Source organism: Segeticoccus sp., assembly GCF_035708005.1.
This window is the reverse complement of sequence record NZ_DASSTI010000155.1, coordinates 1-15,863: the sequence shown is the minus strand read 5'-3', so window position 1 is coordinate 15,863 and position 15,863 is coordinate 1. Positions and strand designations below refer to the sequence as shown.

General features: G+C 72.0%; 15 protein-coding genes. 2 read left to right on the top strand and 13 right to left on the bottom strand.

The annotated features are described in order from the left end of the window. Window positions 1-266, top strand: a 266-nt coding sequence (locus VFL99_RS15255; protein ID WP_325107209.1) for a 2'-5' RNA ligase family protein, incomplete at its 5' end; no start/stop codon positions are given. A gap of 82 nt (window positions 267-348) precedes the next feature. Here VFL99_RS15255 and VFL99_RS15250 read toward each other — a convergent pair. From VFL99_RS15250 to VFL99_RS15195, 12 genes are all read right to left on the bottom strand, one after another. Then, window positions 349-1,008 carry a histidine phosphatase family protein gene (locus VFL99_RS15250; RefSeq protein WP_325107208.1) on the bottom strand — a complete coding sequence of 220 codons (660 nt, stop codon included), beginning with the start codon at window positions 1,006-1,008 and terminating at the stop codon, window positions 349-351. A gap of 3 nt (window positions 1,009-1,011) precedes the next feature. Then, window positions 1,012-1,368 carry a ribosome silencing factor gene (gene rsfS / locus VFL99_RS15245; RefSeq protein WP_325107207.1) on the bottom strand — a complete coding sequence of 119 codons (357 nt, stop codon included), beginning with the start codon at window positions 1,366-1,368 and terminating at the stop codon, window positions 1,012-1,014. Window positions 1,369-1,378: 10 nt separating this feature from the next. After that, window positions 1,379-2,005: a nicotinate-nucleotide adenylyltransferase gene (nadD, locus tag VFL99_RS15240; RefSeq protein WP_325107210.1), complete on the bottom strand. Its 627-nt coding sequence runs from the start codon at window positions 2,003-2,005 to the stop codon at window positions 1,379-1,381. Further along, window positions 2,002-2,184 carry a hypothetical protein gene (locus tag VFL99_RS15235; protein WP_325107206.1) on the bottom strand — a complete coding sequence of 61 codons (183 nt, stop codon included), beginning with the start codon at window positions 2,182-2,184 and terminating at the stop codon, window positions 2,002-2,004. The genes nadD and VFL99_RS15235 overlap by 4 nt, the downstream gene beginning before the upstream one ends. 101 nt (window positions 2,185-2,285) lie before the next feature. Continuing rightward, the gene (locus VFL99_RS15230; RefSeq protein WP_325107205.1) at window positions 2,286-3,581 is read right to left on the bottom strand and encodes a glutamate-5-semialdehyde dehydrogenase; all 1,296 of its coding nucleotides are present in this window, start codon (window positions 3,579-3,581) and stop codon (window positions 2,286-2,288) included. Window positions 3,582-3,634: 53 nt separating this feature from the next. Then, window positions 3,635-5,518, bottom strand: coding sequence for an APC family permease (locus tag VFL99_RS15225; RefSeq protein WP_325107204.1), 1,884 nt, complete (start codon window positions 5,516-5,518; stop codon window positions 3,635-3,637). Between the two features lie 105 nt (window positions 5,519-5,623). Continuing rightward, window positions 5,624-6,745: a glutamate 5-kinase gene (proB, locus tag VFL99_RS15220; protein ID WP_325107203.1), complete on the bottom strand. Its 1,122-nt coding sequence runs from the start codon at window positions 6,743-6,745 to the stop codon at window positions 5,624-5,626. After that, entirely contained in the window at window positions 6,742-8,259 is a 1,518-nt protein-coding gene (obgE, locus tag VFL99_RS15215) for a GTPase ObgE (protein ID WP_325107202.1), read from the bottom strand. Before obgE ends, proB begins: the two co-directional genes overlap by 4 nt. Before the next feature lie 94 nt (window positions 8,260-8,353). Then, window positions 8,354-8,665: a 50S ribosomal protein L27 gene (rpmA, locus tag VFL99_RS15210; RefSeq protein WP_325107201.1), complete on the bottom strand. Its 312-nt coding sequence runs from the start codon at window positions 8,663-8,665 to the stop codon at window positions 8,354-8,356. Window positions 8,666-8,738: 73 nt separating this feature from the next. Then, window positions 8,739-9,047 (bottom strand): 50S ribosomal protein L21, encoded by a 309-nt coding sequence (gene rplU / locus VFL99_RS15205; RefSeq protein WP_325107200.1) that lies wholly within the window; start codon window positions 9,045-9,047, stop codon window positions 8,739-8,741. A 185-nt stretch (window positions 9,048-9,232) separates the two neighbouring features. Then, the gene (locus tag VFL99_RS15200) at window positions 9,233-11,914 is read right to left on the bottom strand and encodes an Rne/Rng family ribonuclease (protein WP_325107199.1); all 2,682 of its coding nucleotides are present in this window, start codon (window positions 11,912-11,914) and stop codon (window positions 9,233-9,235) included. A gap of 135 nt (window positions 11,915-12,049) precedes the next feature. After that, a complete protein-coding gene (locus tag VFL99_RS15195) occupies window positions 12,050-12,838 on the bottom strand; it encodes a TIGR03936 family radical SAM-associated protein (RefSeq protein ID WP_325107198.1) in 789 nt (262 codons plus the stop codon). Window positions 12,839-12,972: 134 nt separating this feature from the next. Between VFL99_RS15195 and VFL99_RS15190 the strand changes: the two genes are divergently transcribed. Then, complete coding sequence (locus VFL99_RS15190) at window positions 12,973-14,304, top strand: C39 family peptidase (RefSeq protein ID WP_325107197.1); 1,332 nt, start codon at window positions 12,973-12,975, stop codon at window positions 14,302-14,304. Between the two features lie 258 nt (window positions 14,305-14,562). Here VFL99_RS15190 and VFL99_RS15185 read toward each other — a convergent pair. Continuing rightward, a partial coding sequence (locus VFL99_RS15185) for a radical SAM protein (protein ID WP_325107196.1) occupies window positions 14,563-15,863 on the bottom strand: 1,301 nt, incomplete at its 5' end.

The window sequence follows — 15,863 nt, the reverse complement described above, 5'->3', positions numbered from 1 at the left end:
CGCCCGAGCCGGCGGCAACCTTCCGCGACCTGACCCTCGCCCTCGCCGACCGCTTCCCCGACTGCCCGCCGTACGACGGGCAGCACGAGGACGTGGTCCCGCACCTGACCATCGCCCACGACGTCAGCCGGGCGGAGCTGGAGCAGGTGGAGCAGGAGGTGCGGGACAACCTGCCGATCCGCACCACCGTCAGCGGCGTCTCGCTGTGGTCGGGCAGCGACGAGCCCGACTCCTGGCGCCGCATGACGACCTTCCGCCTGGGGTAAGTGCGCGGCGGGCCGCTCAGCCGCCTGGGGTGAGTGCGCGGTAGGCCGCTCAGCCGCCTGGGGTAAGTGCGCGGCGGGCCGCTCAGCCGGCCGCGGAGACCGCGACACCGGCGTTCCAGACCTCGATCCGCCAACCGTGGCGGCCCTCCTGCAGCAGCGCCCAGTGGCCGTTGTGCAGCCCGGCCAGGGACCGCCAGGCGGTGTGCTGCTCGATGCCGGCCAGCGCGGCGGCGAGCGCGCGCCCCGTGACGCCGTGCGTGGCGAGCACGGCGCACTCCCCCGGCCCCAGCTGCGCGAGCAGCTCCTCGGCGGCCGGGGCGGCCCGGTCGAGCACCTGCGCCACGGTCTCCCCGCTCACGCCCCGCGGCAGGTCCTGCCCCTGCCCGAGGGCCTCGTTGAGCTCGGGGTAGCGCTCGGCCACGTCGCCCGCGGTGAGGCCCTGCCACTCACCGACGTGGATCTCCCGGAAGCGCGCGTCATACCGGACGTGCTGGCCGGTCACCGAGGCGAGGGCCCCCGCGGTCTGCGCCGCGCGCTCGAGGTCGCTGCTCACCACCAGCGAGGGACGGTATGCCGCGAGCTCGGCGGCCGCGGCCGCCGCTTGGGCGCGCCCCAGGGCTGACAGCGGGGTGTCGAGGTGCCCCTGCCAGAGGCCCTGGGCGTTGTGGTCGGTCTGCCCGTGCCGCCAGATGATGAGGCGGCGGGCCGGGGCAGCTGCGGCGGAGGTGCCCGCAGGGCTCATCGGCTAGGCCGACAGGTCGATGGTGGGACAGTCGCGCCAGAGCCGTTCGAGCTGGTAGAACTCGCGTTCCTCCTCGTGCTGGACGTGCACCACGACGTCGCCGAAGTCCAGCAGTACCCAACGGCCCTCACGCTCCCCCTCCCGGCGCACCGGCTTGGCGCGCAGCTGGTGCAGGCGCTCCTCCACGGCGTCGACGATGGCGTGGACCTGCCGGTCGTTCGGGGCCGAGGCCAGCACGAAGACGTCGGTGAGGATGAGCTGGTCGCTGACGTCGATGGCGACGACGTCGGTGGCGAGCTTGTCCTCGGCCGCCGCCGCGGCCGCCCGGGCCAGGTCGAGTGCGTGCTGCGTGGCGACCACGCGCGTCCTCCTAGGTGGTTGCCCGCACGGCCGGCCCCGCTGGGGCCCCGTCCTGCCGGCGGTAGAGCTGGTACTTGGCGATGTACTGCACCACGCCGTCCGGGACGAGGTACCACACCGGCTCGCCGTCACGGACCCGGTCCCGGCAGTCCGTCGAGCTGATCGCCATCGCCGGGACCTCCTGGAGGCTGACCCCGTCCTGCGGCAGGCCGGTGCTGGACAGCTCGTGGCCGGGACGGGTCACGCCGATGAAGTGGGCCAGGTCCCAGATCTCGTCGATGTCCTTCCACGACAGGATCTGGCCGAGCGCGTCGGCGCCGGTGATGAAGAACAGCTCGGCGTCGGGACGCTGGGCGTGCAGGTCCCGCAGCGTGTCGAGCGTGTAGGTCGGGCCGGGCCGGTCGATGTCGACGCGGCTGACGGTGAACCGCGGGTTGGACGCCGTCGCGATGACCGTCATCAGGTAGCGGTCCTCGGCCGGGGAGACCTCACGGTCGTCCTTCTGCCACGGCTGCCCGGTCGGCACGAAGACGACCTCGTCGAGGTGGAACAACGACGCCACCTCGCTCGCTGCGACGAGGTGGCCGTGGTGGATGGGATCGAAGGTGCCGCCCATGACCCCGAGTCGAGTGGTCAGTGGCGGTCCCCGCGCTGGGTCTGGCCGTACTTCTCGAAGTTGTGGCGGAAGAACCACAGGATGCCGAGCGCGGCCATGAAGCAGGCGATGGCGATGATGCCGAACCACCACGAGCCGAAGGGCAGGTTGTGCTCGTGGTCCCTCACGAGGGCACCGAAGGAGACAAGCGACGACGTCATGGCCCCAAGGGTAGTGGGTGGGCCACCACGGGCGGGCACCGGCGCGGCCGAACGCTCGCTCGGCCGCCCCTTCAGGAACGGACCGGACGGTCGAGTTCACGCTACGCGCGAACCTGACCGTCGCCCTCGATCACCCAGGTGGTGGTGGTGAGCTCGGCCAGCCCCATCGGCCCGCGCGCGTGCAGCTTCTGCGTCGAGATGCCGATCTCGGCGCCGAGGCCGAGCTGGGCGCCGTCGGTGAACCGGGTGGAGGCGTTGACCAGCACCGCAGCGGCGTCCACCTCGGCCACCCAGCGGCGCGCGGCGGACCGGTCCTCGGTGACGATCGCCTCGGTGTGCCCGCTTCCGTGGCGGCCGACGTGGTCCAGTGCCTCGTCGAGGGAGTCCACGACCCGCACGGCGAGGTCGAGGGAGAGGTACTCGGTGTCCCAGTCCTCCTCCGTCGCCGGCTCGTATGCCGTCCCGGCCGCCTGCGCGCACCTCGCCGCCCGCTCGTCGACGTGGACGCGCACGCCGGCGGTGGTGAGCTCGGTGAGTGCCTTCGGCAGGAACGCGTCGGCGACGTCGCGGTGCACCAGCAACGACTCGGCCGCGTTGCAGACACTGGGCCGGTGGGTCTTGGAGTTCAGCAGGATCGGCAGCGCCTTGCCCAGGTCGGCTGCGGCATCGACGTAGACGTGGCAGTTGCCCACGCCGGTCTCGATGACCGGCACGGTGGACTCCTCGACGACGGTGCGGATCAGGCCGGCACCCCCGCGCGGGATGAGCACGTCGACGAGTCCGCGAGCGGCCATGAGGGCCCGGACGACCTCGCGCCCCCCCTCGAGCAGGGCCACCGCGTCCGCCGGCAGGCCCTGGGCAGTCAGCGCCTCGCGGAGCACGCCCACGAGCGCCCGGTTGGTCTGCTCGGCGGCCGAACCCCCGCGCAGGATGACGGCGTTGCCGCTCTTGAGGGCCAGGCCAGCCGCGTCGACGGTGACGTTCGGGCGGGCCTCGTAGATCATGCCCACCACGCCCATCGGTACCCGCAGCTGACGAACTTGGAGCCCGTTCGGCAGCGTGGATCCGCGGACCACGTCCCCGAGCGGGTCCGGCAGCGCCGCCACGTCGCGGAGGCCCTCGGCGACGGCGTGCACACGCGCTTCGTCGAGCGCGAGGCGGTCCAGCAGCGCCTCGGACAGCCCGCCCTCACGCCCGCGGCTGAGGTCCGCGCCGTTGGCCCGCACGACGTCCGTCGCGGCCGCGTCGACCGCGTCGGCGAGAGCGCGCAGCGCGGTGTTGCGCACCGCGCCGGAGGTCGGTCGGAGCACCCGGGCGGCCTCCCGGGAGCGGGTGGCCACCTCGGTGACCTGCCCGGCGGCGTCCTGCTCGACCTGGCTGCTGTTGCTCTGGACCACCGATCCAGCCTAGAGCGCAGTGCGCGGCACCCGGGACGGTGACCGCCTTCTGGTCACTCGTCCGCCAGCTTCGCGGCCGCGGCCTCGGTCCCGCCCTCCTCGTAGCTGGCACAGATGTCCTGCATCTCCTCGGTGTTGAACCCGACGCGAACGCCCCAGTAGTAGGCGATGAGCCCGATGCCGATCTCGACCAAGGTTCCCCACGGGAACCCGAGCGGCGGGTTCTTCAGCGGCCCGTAGTAGCCGAAGTAGGAGGCCGGCAGCGTGGCCAGCAGCAGGAAGATCAGCCACCAGGTGGCGTCGATGTGCTGGCGGCCCTCCGCATTCGACAGCCACCGCAGCAGCAGGCAGAACGCGAGCACCACGGCGGAGAAGACGATGTCGTAGACGCCGAACGACCAGCCACCGGAACGCTGCCCACCGCTGGAGGTGAGCACCCAGCCCCCGGCATACGCGATGTAGGCCCACACGCCAAGGAAGACGACCCCCAGGATCGTCGCCGGAACCGGGGAAAGCCAGCCGCGCTTCCAGCCGTAGTACCAGACGAACAGCGGCAGGCCGATGAAGGTCGCGGTGATGACGTTGGCGAGCGTGGAGAAGCCGGCCCAGTAGACGATGAGCATCGCCACGACGAAGCTGATCGGCGACCAGAAACCCACGGCCTTGAGCCGGAACGGGCGCGGGATCTGTGGCGCGGTGCGCCGCATCACCGGCAGCCCGACACCGCCCATCACGTAGGTGAGGACGGCGGCGGCGCTGATGAAGCCGACCAGCTGGTACCAGCTCGGGGCGGGGACGAAGAACACGCACCCCACGACGGTGGAGACGATCAGCGCCACCCACGGGATGCCGAAGCGGTTGTTGGCCTGGAAGATCGGGGGAACGTTGCGGTGCACCCCCAGGCCGTATGCCGTGCGCGCGCCGGTGCCGAGGTAGACCCAGCCGGTGGCCAACGGCGAGACGGCCGCGTCGATCAGCAGCAACGTCCCCAGCGCGGCGAGCGCGGCGATGCCGGCCGAGTCGAGGGCGTGGAAGAACGGTCCGTCGGCCCACTTGCTGGTCTGCAGCAGGTCCCACTGGCCCGGCTTGAGGCCCATGTCGGACCAGTTGATGGCGCCCACGAAGGCCACCTGCAACAGGGTGTAGAGGACCACGGGGATGACGATCGAGCCCCAGGTGGCCATGGGGACGTTGCGCTGCGGGTTGCGGACCTCACCGCCGTAGTCGAGGGCCTGCCGGAAGCCCAGCAAGGAGAAGATGATTCCGGCCGAGGCGATCGCGTGGAAGATCGGCTGCACGCCGCGGGGCGCGAAGCCGCCGTAGGCGTGGAAGTTGCTGGCGTTGAGGATCGCGAACAGGAAGCAGAACGTCGCGGTCGGCAGCAGGATCTTCCACAGGGTCACCCAGCGGTTGGACTCCGACAGGAGCTTGGCGCCGTAGAAGTTCAGCGCGAAGAAGAACAGCATGAGGATGATCCCGGCGACGATCCCGTTGGGCCAGGTCAGGACGTCCACGCCCTGCTGCTTGTGCAGGAAGTGGGTCTGCGGGTAGGCGCCGCCGAGGTAGGTGAGCACCGCCTCGGCCTCGATGGGCGGGATGGAGACCGCTGACAGCCAGTAGGCCCAGCCGATGATCCAGCCGGCGAAGCTGCCGTGCGTCAGGTAGGTGTAGCGCACGATCGCGCCCGAGCGCGGGAGCATCGAGCCGAGCTCGGCGTAGGACAGCGCGATCAGCCCGATGAGAATGCCGGCGATCAGCCAGGCCAACAGGGCGGCCGGGCCGGCAAAGCCGGCGGCCGCGAGGACCGCGAAGAGCCATCCCGAGCCGACCTGGGCGCTGACCCCCAGGAACAGCAGCTGGGTGAACGACATGGACTGCTTGAGCCCGGCGTCGGCGTGCTCGAACCGCCCACGCCCTTGAGTGATCTGCTCGGTCATGGCCACCTACTCGTCGACGCCGGTGCGATTCGGCGAACGACATTCCTACAACTCCGGCTCGCGCGCAAGGACCGGCGCGGCGTGCGCGGGGAAAAGACCTCGCAGTCAGAGCAGGACGAGGTCGTCCCGGTGGATCACTTCGCGCTCGTACTCCGGCCCCAGTGCCCGGGCCAGTTCGCGCGTGTTGCGACCGAGCAGGTCCGGCAGCTCCCCGGCCGCGTAGTTGACCAAGCCCCGGGCGATGGGGTGTCCGGTCCCGTCGCAGACGTCGACCGGGTCGCCGTCGACGAAACTGCCCTCGACAGCGGTGATCCCCGCCGGCAGCAGCGAGGCTCGGCGCCCGAGCACCGCTGCTACGGCGCCGTCGTCGACCAGCAGCCGGCCCTGTGGTGCGGTGGCGTGCGCGAGCCAGAGCAGCCGTGAGGGTCGGCGGCGCCCGGTGGGGGCGAAGAGCGTGCCGACCTCGGCGCCCTCGAGGGCGTCGGCGATCCGCTCCGCCGAGGTGAGCACGGCGGGGATCCCGGCGGCGGTGGCAATCGTTGCCGCCTCCACCTTGGTGGCCATGCCGCCGGTGCCGACCGTGGAGCCGCTTCCCCGCAGCTCCACGCCGACGAGGTCCTGCTGGCCGCGCACGAGCGGGATCCGGTGCGTCCCTGCCCGGGTGGGCGGACCGTCATACAGCGCGTCGACGTCGGAGAGCAGCAGCAGGGCGTCCGCCCGCACCAGGTGTGCGACGAGAGCCGCGAGCCGGTCGTTGTCACCGAAGCGGATCTCGTGCGTGGCGACCGTGTCGTTCTCGTTGACGACGGGCAGGATCCCCAGCGTCAGCAGCTTGTCGAGGGTCCGGCGCGCGTTGGTGTAGTGCGAACGGCGGGTCACGTCGTCGGCGGTGAGCAGCACCTGCCCCACCGAGACGCTGTGCCCCCCGAAGGCCCGGGTGTAGGCGGCGAGCAGACTGCCCTGGCCCACGCTCGCCGCCGCCTGCTGCGTGGCGAGGTCCCGGGGGCGGCGAGCCAGTCCGAGCGGCGCCAGGCCCGCGGCGATCGCCCCGGAGGACACGAGCACGACCTCGGTGCCGGCCGCCCGGCGCGTCGCCAGCACGTCGACCAGCTCCCCCAGCCGGGCGGTGTCGAGTCCCCCCTCGGCGGTGGTGAGCGAGCTGGACCCGACCTTGACGACGAGGCGGTGGGCCGCCGACAGCGGGCCGGGTCGGGCTCGGGTCATCATCGCCCGGAACGCTCGTCGGTCCAGTGGCCGGCGCGGCGTTCTGCCGCCAGCTCCTCGCGGGCGGCGGTCTGGGCGTCCTTGCGCTCGTGGTGCTCGGTGCGCTTCTCCTGGCGGGTGGGCCGGTGCCGTTCCTCGAACCGCAGGTCGGTGCCCCGTGCGCCGAGCAGCTCGGCACCCGCGGACATCGTCGGCTCCCAGTCGAAGACGACCGCATCGTCCTGCGGGCCGATGAGGACGGTCGAGCCGGCCACGGCGCCGGCCCTGAGCAGCTCGTCCTCGACGCCGAGCCGGTTCAGCCGGTCGGCGAGGTAGCCGACGGCCTCGTCGTTGGCGAAGTCGGTCTGCCGCACCCAGCGGGTCGGGCGGTCGCCGACGACCCGGAAGACCTCGCCCTCGGCGGTCTGCTCGCGCACCACGGTGAATCCGGTGTCGTCCACGGGCTTCGGGCGCAGCACGACGCGGGGCGGCTCGACCTGCTCGACCCGGGAACGCGCGGCCGCGACGTGCCTTGCCATGGCGAAGGACAGCTCGCGCAGCCCCTCGTGGGCGACGGCGGAGACGATGTGGACCTCCAGGCCACGCTCCTCCAGGTCGGGACGCACCAGCTCGGCCAGCTCGCGGGCCTCGGGCACGTCGGCCTTGTTGAGCACGACGAGGCGGGTCCGCTCCGACAGCGGCGCGCCGCCGAGGGACTCGTCGGCGACGTACTGGGCCAGCTCGTGCTCGATGACCTCGAGGTCACTGAGCGGGTCGCGGCCGGGCTCGAGGGTGGCGCAGTCGATCACGTGGACCAGCACGGAGCAGCGCTCGACGTGGCGCAGGAACTCCAGGCCCAGCCCCTTGCCGGTGCTGGCGCCCGGGATCAGCCCTGGCACGTCGGCGACGGTGAACCGGACGTCACCGGCGGTGACGACCCCGAGGTTGGGCACCAGGGTGGTGAAGGGGTAGTCGGCGATCTTGGGGCGCGCGGCGCTGAGGACCGAGACCAGGCTGGACTTGCCGGCCGAGGGGTAGCCGATGAGGGCGACGTCGGCGAGCGTCTTCAGCTCCAGGACGACGTCGAGCGCGTCGCCGGGCTCACCGAGCAGCGCGAAGCCGGGGGCCTTGCGGCGGGGGGAGGCCAGGGCCCGGTTGCCCAGCCCACCGCGTCCGCCGCGGGCCACGACGTAGGACGCGCCCGGACCGACGAGGTCGGCGAGCAGCTGGCCGTCGGGGGACGTGACCACTGTGCCCTCGGGCACGGGCAGGATGAGGTCCTCACCGTCGGCGCCGTTGCGCTCGTCGCCGGCGCCGGGCTTGCCGCTGGTGGCGCGGCGGTGTGGGCCGTGGTGGTAGTCGAGCAGGGTCGTGTACTGCGGGTCCACCCGGACGATGACGTCGCCGCCGCGCCCGCCGTTGCCCCCGTCGGGGCCCCCCAGCGGTTTGAACTTCTCGCGGTGGACCGAGGCACAGCCATGGCCGCCGTCTCCGGCCGAGACGTGCAGCAGCACGCGGTCGACGAAGCTGGCGGCCATGGCGTTCTCCTCTTCGCGGATCTCGGGACTTCCCCACCGATCTCGGGAGATAACTCCCTAGAGGTGTGGGGAAGTGCCTAGATCCGCGTCTGTCTCAGGCCGAGGGAGCGGCGACGCCGCCCTCGGCAGCATCGGTGGCGGCAGTGGCCGCGGCGTCCGTGGCGACGACGCTGACCGTCTTGCGGCCACGCTGTGTGCCGAACTCGACGGCGCCCGCGCTGAGCGCGAACAGCGTGTCGTCGCCGCCGCGGCCCACGTTGGCACCGGGGTGGAACTTGGTGCCGCGCTGGCGGACGAGGATCTCACCGGCGCCCACGAGCTGGCCGCCGAAGCGCTTCACGCCGAGCCGCTGCGCGTTGGAGTCGCGCCCGTTGCGCGAGGACGATGCACCCTTCTTGTGTGCCATCTGACTACCTGCCTGTTCTGGGGGTCTGTCGGAGCGGAGAGTCGGGATCGAGCCGAGCGGCCGGGGCGGGCGCTCAGGCGTTGATCGCGGTGACCTTCACCTTGGTCTGGTGCTGGCGGTGGCCCTGGCGCTTGCGGTAGCCGGTCTTGTTCTTGAACTTCATGATGGTGATCTTCGGGCCCTTGGCCGGACCGACCACCTCGGCCTTCACGCTGGCCTGCGCGAGCTTGTCGGCGTCGCTGGTCACCGTGGAGCCGTCGATCAGGAGCAGCGGAGTGAGGTCGATGCTGTCGCCGGCGGCACCCGCCACGCGGTCGATGATGAGGACGTCACCGACGGACACCTTCTCCTGCCGGCCACCGGCACGGACGATCGCATACACGCTGAGCTCACTCTCGTAGGTCTACTTGGGGCGGGGCCGCTTCGGTACCGGGCCGCAGTCGCCGCCGCCGGGCGCGTCTCGTGGACACCACGGACCAACGGCTCGGCGGGACGGCGCGCGACACGGTGGGCGCACCGAGGGGACAGCCTACCGGCTGGCGCGGCGCCGCACCAAACCAGCGACGCTCACTCCGCGCTGGCCGGGGCGTCGGACGTCGGGTCCGGCTGATCGGCCGGCGGCGTCGCCTCGGTGGGCTGTTCGGCGGCTGCCTCCGTGCCCGGCTCGGTGTGCTGCTCGCCGGCGGAGTCGGCCACCGTCGGGGTGGTCTGCCCGGGCGGGCCGGCGGGCGCGACGACGCGTGCGCGCTTGTGCCGGCGGCGCGTGGTGGGGCGGCTTGCCTCAGGTGGGACCGCCGCGTCGGGCGCCGTGGCGTCCGCCTGCTCGGGAGCCACCGACACGGAGGGCGCGGCCTCGGGCGTGGAGTCCCCGGAGGCGTCCGGCGCCGCGGCGTCGTCGACCGCAGCCCCGGCGGCCACCGGCTCCGGCTCACCACCTGCGGTCGCCGCCTGCAGGGCCGCCGCGTGCGCCGCCGCGGCGATCTGGGCGGGGGTCGGCCCGTTGTTCTGCTTGGCCGGCTCCGGCTGTGCCTTCTGCTGGCTGGACCCCTTGGACGACTTGCCCTTGCGGGTGCGGGAACGGCCGCTGTCGCCGTTCTGCTTGTCGACCGGCTCGGAGTGGATGACGATGCCACGGCCGTTGCAGTGCTCGCAGGTCTCGGAGAAGACCTCGATCAGCCCCGTGCCGACCCGCTTGCGCGTCATCTGCACCAGGCCGAGGGAGGTCACCTCGGCCACCTGGTGCTTGGTGCGGTCCCGGCCGAGGCACTCCACGAGCCGCCGCACGACCAGCTCGCGGTTGCTCTCCAGCACCATGTCGATGAAGTCGATGACGATGATGCCGCCGATGTCCCGCAGCCGGAGCTGGCGGACGATCTCCTCGGCCGCCTCGATGTTGTTCTTGGTGACGGTCTCCTCGAGGTTGCCGCCGGACCCCACGAACTTGCCGGTGTTGACGTCGATGACGGTCATCGCCTCGGTCCGGTCGATGACCAGGGACCCACCCGAGGGCAGCCACACCTTGCGGTCCATCGCCTTGGCGAGCTGCTCGTCGACCCGGTAGTGGGCGAAGACGTCCTCCTCGGCGGTCCAGTGGCTGAGCCGGTCGGCGAGGTCGGGCGCGACCGACCCCACGTAGTTGCTCACCTCCTGCCAGGAGGTCTCGCCGGCGACGACCAGGGAGGAGAAGTCCTCGTTGAACACGTCGCGGATCACCCGCACCGTCAGGTCGGGTTCGCCGTGCAGCAGCGTCGGCGCGTTTGCCGTCTTCGCCTTCTTCTGGATGGCCTCCCAGGTGCGGGTGAGCCGCTCGACGTCAGCACGCAGCTCGTCCTCGGAGGCGCCCTCCGCGGCGGTGCGCACGATGACTCCGGCATCGTCGGGGACGATCTCCCGCAGGATCTTCTTCAGCCGGGCCCGCTCGGTGTCGGGCAGCTTGCGAGAGATGCCGGTCATGGCGTTGCCGGGCACGTAGACCAGGTAGCGCCCCGGCAGCGACACCTGCGAGGTGAGGCGCGCTCCCTTGTGGCCCATCGGGTCCTTGGTGACCTGCACCAGGACGCTCTCCCCGGACTTCAGCGCGTGCTCGATCCGCTTGGGCTGGTTGTTCTCCAAGCCGGCGGCGTCCCAGTTGACCTCACCGGCGTAGAGGACGGCGTTGCGGCCCTTGCCGATGTCGATGAACGCGGCCTCCATGGAGGGCAGCACGTTCTGGACCCGGCCGAGGTAGACATTGCCGGCGATGCTCTGGGCGGAGCCGCTCTCCCGCGACACGTAGTGCTCGACGAGGACGCCGTCCTCCAGGACCCCGATCTGGGTGCGGTCGTCCCGGTGCCGCACCACCATCGTCCGCTCGACGCTCTCGCGGCGGGCGAGGAACTCGGCCTCGGTGATGATCGTGCGGCGGCGGCCGGCCTCGCGTCCCTCACGCCGGCGCTGCTTCTTGGCCTCCAGCCGGGTGGAGCCCTTGACGGAGGCGACCTCGTCGCGCGCCTTGCGCCCTTCGCGCACCTTGGTCACGGTGCCGGGCGCGTCGTCCTCCTCGCCGTTACCGGACCCGCTACGGCGGCGGCGCCGACGACGGCGGCTGGAGCCGGAGCCCTCGCCCGCCTCCTCCGCGTCCTCGACGTCCGCGGGGGACCCTGCGTTCTCCGTGGAGTCCGGCTCCCCCTTGGCCTTCTTGCCGGCCTTCTCGCCCTTGTCGGCCCTGCCCCCCTTGGTGCTCTTGCCGGACTTCTCCGCCTTGACCGCACCCTTGTCCGCCCGGTCGTCGCCCTTCGACGAGTCCGCCTCGGACCGCTCGTGGTCCTCCTCGGTGCCGTCGGCGCCCTCCTCGCCGCCCGCACGGCCTCGGCTGCGGCGGCCCCTGCCGCCGCGCCGGCCCCGCCGCCGGCCACTGGCACTGCCGGTGTCGTCCTCGTCGTCGCGCTCGTCCTGCTGGTCGACGCCCGTGTCCTCAGCGGTCTGCTGGTCGTCCTCGTCCTCCGCACGAGTGCGGCGTCGAGGCGGGAGCACCGTGGGCTCGGGTGCCTGGAAGATGAGGCCGATGCCCGGGGCGGGACGAGACGGCGCCGGAGACCCCGAGCCGGCGTCTGCGGCGGCCTGCTGGGTGTCCGGATCGGTGCTCCCGTCGGAAGGGACGCCGCCGGAGCCTTCGGTCCGGTCGGCGGCGGGCCCGTCGGCGGTCAGGTCCTGCGGATCCGTGGAGGAAAACAGGTTGTCCTGGCGGGGTTCGGTGTCCTTGGATGCCATGTGGCGTCTCCGTCTGCACGCGCCGGCGATCGCCACACCCGGGCGGTGCCCTCGTTCGCCGCGCGATGCGCGATCACGTCGCCCGCCCCGCCCGGGCCGTCCAGCGCCGTGCAGGGTGCGACGGAAGTCGTCGTGCTACGCCGTGCCCGGCTCGCGCGTGGGCGCGTCACCGGCTGCGGCGCCGTCGCCGTCCCGGTCGGCAGCCAGTGGGTCGGCCACCCTCGCGGTTGCGGTCTCCAGCGGTCCCTGCGCCAGCCGGGTCACCAAGGGTGGCGACGGAGGCACGAGGCCCGCGACTTCGCGCAGCGCGGTGAGGACGTCGTCGGGGCGTACGGCGGGTGTGGTGTGCCGCACGACCATCGTCAGTATCGCACAGGCCCGGTCCTTCGACGGGGATGCGCCCAAGGAGACCACGGCCTCCCGCACGTCGAAGGTGCGCGGACCGCGCTTCATCATGCGGGTCACCTCGACCCGCTCCTGCGCGAGGAACGCGGTGACAGCCGCCACCAGCTCGTGCTCCGGCATACCGCGCAGTTCGAGCTGCCACAGGCTGGCCTGGAGGCGTTCGGCAAGGGCCCCCGCCTCGGCCTCCACCACCTCCAGGATGTCGAGCCCGTCCGGCAGCGCGGCGTCCAGGGCGGCGCGGAGCCGCTCGGGGGCGACCCGCTCGGTGACCGACAGCTCGACGTACTCCGCCTCGCTGGCCGCGCCGGTCGGGGCGGCGCCCGCGTAGGAGATCTTGGGGTGCGGGTGGAAGCCGGCGGAGTAGGCCATGGGCACGCCCGCGCGGCGCACCGCCCGCTCCAGGGCGCGCTGGAAGTCGCGGGTGGAGGTGAAGCGCAGCCGGCCGCGCTTGGCGTAGCGCAGCCGCAGCTTCTGCACCGCGGGCTCCGGTGCCGGCCCCTCGGGAACGCGCTTGGCCATGCCGCTCAGGCTACCGATCCGTCACTTCCTCATCTCTTCCTGACCAGCTACGCAACTTTTTACCTTCGCTTGACCCTGCGGCTGTGCGCCGGCCGCTAGCGTCGCGGCAGGATGCCAGCCAGAGGGAGAACGTCATGGTCCGCAAGGCCCTGGTTGCCGCGTGTGCGGCACTGTTCATGACCGTCACGGGGGCGACCGGAGCCGCCCTCGCCACGCCGCAGGTGTCACCGCGGGCGGAGGCGGGGATCGGCGCCGCGGCCGCCGACTCGTCCCAGCACGTCAGCTTCCACAAGTGGTCCCGGACGGCGGCGTTCGCCCGCGGCACCAAGGACGGCGTGCGGGTCGACCACGACTCCCTCAGCATCGCCCGGACGGTGGGAACCCGGGAGTACACGGACCCCTTCGGCGACAGCGGCGCGCGGCGCTACGACTACGCCACCTGGACCTCCCCGATGGTGACGCCCGGGTTCGACCTCAGCGAGCTCATCGCCTCCTGGAACGCCCAGACCCCCGGCCACACCTGGGTGCAGGTCGAGATGCGGGGGCTGGCCGACACCGGGGCGATGTCGAAGTGGTACGTCATGGGCCGCTGGGCGGAGAACGACCCCGCGGCCGGTGGCGCGATCCACCGCACCTCGGTCCCCCGGCAGGGCGACGACCTCGGCTACGTGGCGATTGACACCTTCGTCGCCTCCGGCGGCCACAGCCTGTCGCGCTACCAGCTGCGGGTGACGCTCTACCGCCCGCACGGCACCCGGCTCTCCCCCACGGTCAGCCTGGTGGGGGCCATGGCCTCACGGATCGACGTGCCCGGCCACGTCCCGGCCAGCCCGCTCGGCGGGGCGGAGGGCATCACGCTGGACGTGCCCGCCTACTCCCAGGAGGTCCACAACGGGCAGTACCCCCAGTGGGACGGCGGCGGCGAAGCCTGGTGCAGCCCCACGTCCACCTCGATGGTGCTCGCCTACTGGCGCAGCGGCCCCAAGCCCGAGGACTACGCCTGGGTGGACCCGGCATACCAGGACCCGTGGGTGGACCACGCGGCACGCAACACCTACGACTACAACTACGACGGGGCCGGCAACTGGCCCTTCAACGCGGCGTATGCCGGCCGGTTCGGTGTCGAGGGCTTCGTCACCCGGCTGCGCTCGCTCACCGAGGCCGAGCAGTTCATCAAGCACGGCATCCCGCTCGTGGTGTCCGTGTCGTGGAAGAAGGGTGAGCTGGACGGCGCCGGCTACAGCACGGGTGGGCACCTCATGGTCATCGTCGGCTTCACCAAGGACGGCGACGTCGTGGTCAACGACCCCGCCTCCCACCTGATCCCGAGCAACGACCAGGTGCGCACCGTCTATGACCGCGAGCAGTTCGAGAACACGTGGATCCCCCACTCCGGTGGCGTGGCCTACGTGATCCACCCCAGCGACGTGGCCCTGCCGCCGGCGCCGGCCGAGGCGAACTGGTAGGCCGCCGCTCTCGTCGGCATACCGCGGTCGCTGTCCGGGGCGCGACCGTGGTCCGAGGTGGCGGGCGGCCCGGGCCACGAAGCTGGAAGCATGACAACCTCTGCCTCCACGCCCCTCCCGGTGGGTGCACTGTGGCTGGTGGTGGGGGACTCGGGAATCGCCGACCACCAGCAACAGTCCGGCGGGGAAGTCCCGAGATCGGCGGGGAAGTCCCGAGATCGGCAGGGAAGTCCCGAGATCGGCGGGGAAGTCCCGAGATCAGGGGTGGTCGACGAGCTGCTCCCGGCCCGAGCCGACGACGGTCAGCGGCAGCAGCTTCTTGCCGGTCGGGCCGATCTCGATGTCGGTGCCCAGCTGCGGGCACACCCCGCAGTCGAAGCACGGGGTCCACCGGCAGTCGTCGACCTCGGTCTCGTCCTGGGCGTCGAGCCAGTCCTCCCAGAGCCAGTCCTTGTCGAGGCCCGAGTCGAGGTGGTCCCACGGCAGCACCTCGGACTGACCCCGCTCCCGGGTGGTGAACCAGTCGACGTCCACCGGCAGGTCGGCGAACGCCTGCGCAGCGCTCCGCATCCAGCGCTCGTAGGAGAAGTGCTCGCTCCACCCGTCGAACCGTCCGCCGTCACGCCAGACCGCCTCGATCACCCGACCCACCCGGCGGTCGCCGCGGGACAGCATCCCCTCGACGAGACCGGGTTCGCCGTCGTGGTAGCGGAACCCGATCGCGGAGCCGTAGCGGCGGTCGGCCCGGATCGCCTCGCGCAGCTTGGCCAGCCGCGTGTCGGTCGCCTCCACCCCGAGCTGGCTGCACCACTGGAACGGCGTGTGCGGTTTGGGCACGAACCCGCCGATGGACACGGTGCAGCGGATGTCCTTGCGGCCGCTGACCTGCCGGCCGGTGTCGATGACCCGCTTGGCCACCTCGGCGATCTGGAGCACGTCCTCGTCGGTCTCGGTCGGCAGCCCGCACATGAAGTAGAGCTTCACCTGTCGCCACCCCGCACCGTAGGCGGCGGCGACGGTCCGGATGAGGTCCTCCTCGGTCACCATCTTGTTGATGACCTTGCGGATCCGCTCGGAGCCTCCCTCGGGCGCGAAGGTCAACCCGGAGCGCCGACCGTTGCGGGTCAGCTCGCCCGCCAGGTCGATGTTGAACGCGTCGACCCGCGTCGACGGCAGGCTCAGGCTGACCCGCTCGTCCTCGTAGCGGTCGGCGAGCTGCTTGGTGATCTCGCCGATCTCTGAGTGGTCGGCGCTGGACAGCGAGAGCAGGCCGACCTCGTCGAAGCCGCTGGCCGACAGGCCCTGGGCGACCATCTCGCCGATGCCGGTGATGCTGCGCTCGCGAACCGGCCGGGTGATCATTCCGGCCTGGCAGAACCGGCAGCCGCGCGTGCAACCCCGGAAGATCTCCACGCTCATCCGCTCGTGCACCGACTCGGCCAGCGGCACCAGCGGCGCCTTCGGGTACGGCCACTCGTCGAGGTTCATGACCGTGTGCTTGCTGACCCGCTCCGGTACGGCAGCCCGGTTGGGCGTCACGGCCTCGATCCGCCCGTCTG

Bases quoted from the DNA above. Each gene is read 5' to 3' on its own strand.
- VFL99_RS15250 (WP_325107208.1), bottom strand. From the start codon at position 1,008: ATGAGCCCTGCGGGCACCTCCGCCGCAGCTGCCCCGGCCCGCCGCCTC.
- VFL99_RS15235 (WP_325107206.1), bottom strand. From the start codon at position 2,184: ATGACGTCGTCGCTTGTCTCCTTCGGTGCCCTCGTGAGGGACCACGAG.
- VFL99_RS15225 (WP_325107204.1), bottom strand. From the start codon at position 5,518: ATGACCGAGCAGATCACTCAAGGGCGTGGGCGGTTCGAGCACGCCGAC.
- proB (WP_325107203.1), bottom strand. From the start codon at position 6,745: ATGATGACCCGAGCCCGACCCGGCCCGCTGTCGGCGGCCCACCGCCTC.
- obgE (WP_325107202.1), bottom strand. From the start codon at position 8,259: ATGGCCGCCAGCTTCGTCGACCGCGTGCTGCTGCACGTCTCGGCCGGA.
- rpmA (WP_325107201.1), bottom strand. From the start codon at position 8,665: ATGGCACACAAGAAGGGTGCATCGTCCTCGCGCAACGGGCGCGACTCC.
- VFL99_RS15200 (WP_325107199.1), bottom strand. From the start codon at position 11,914: ATGGCATCCAAGGACACCGAACCCCGCCAGGACAACCTGTTTTCCTCC.
- VFL99_RS15195 (WP_325107198.1), bottom strand. From the start codon at position 12,838: ATGGCCAAGCGCGTTCCCGAGGGGCCGGCACCGGAGCCCGCGGTGCAG.
- VFL99_RS15190 (WP_325107197.1), top strand. From the start codon at position 12,973: ATGGTCCGCAAGGCCCTGGTTGCCGCGTGTGCGGCACTGTTCATGACC.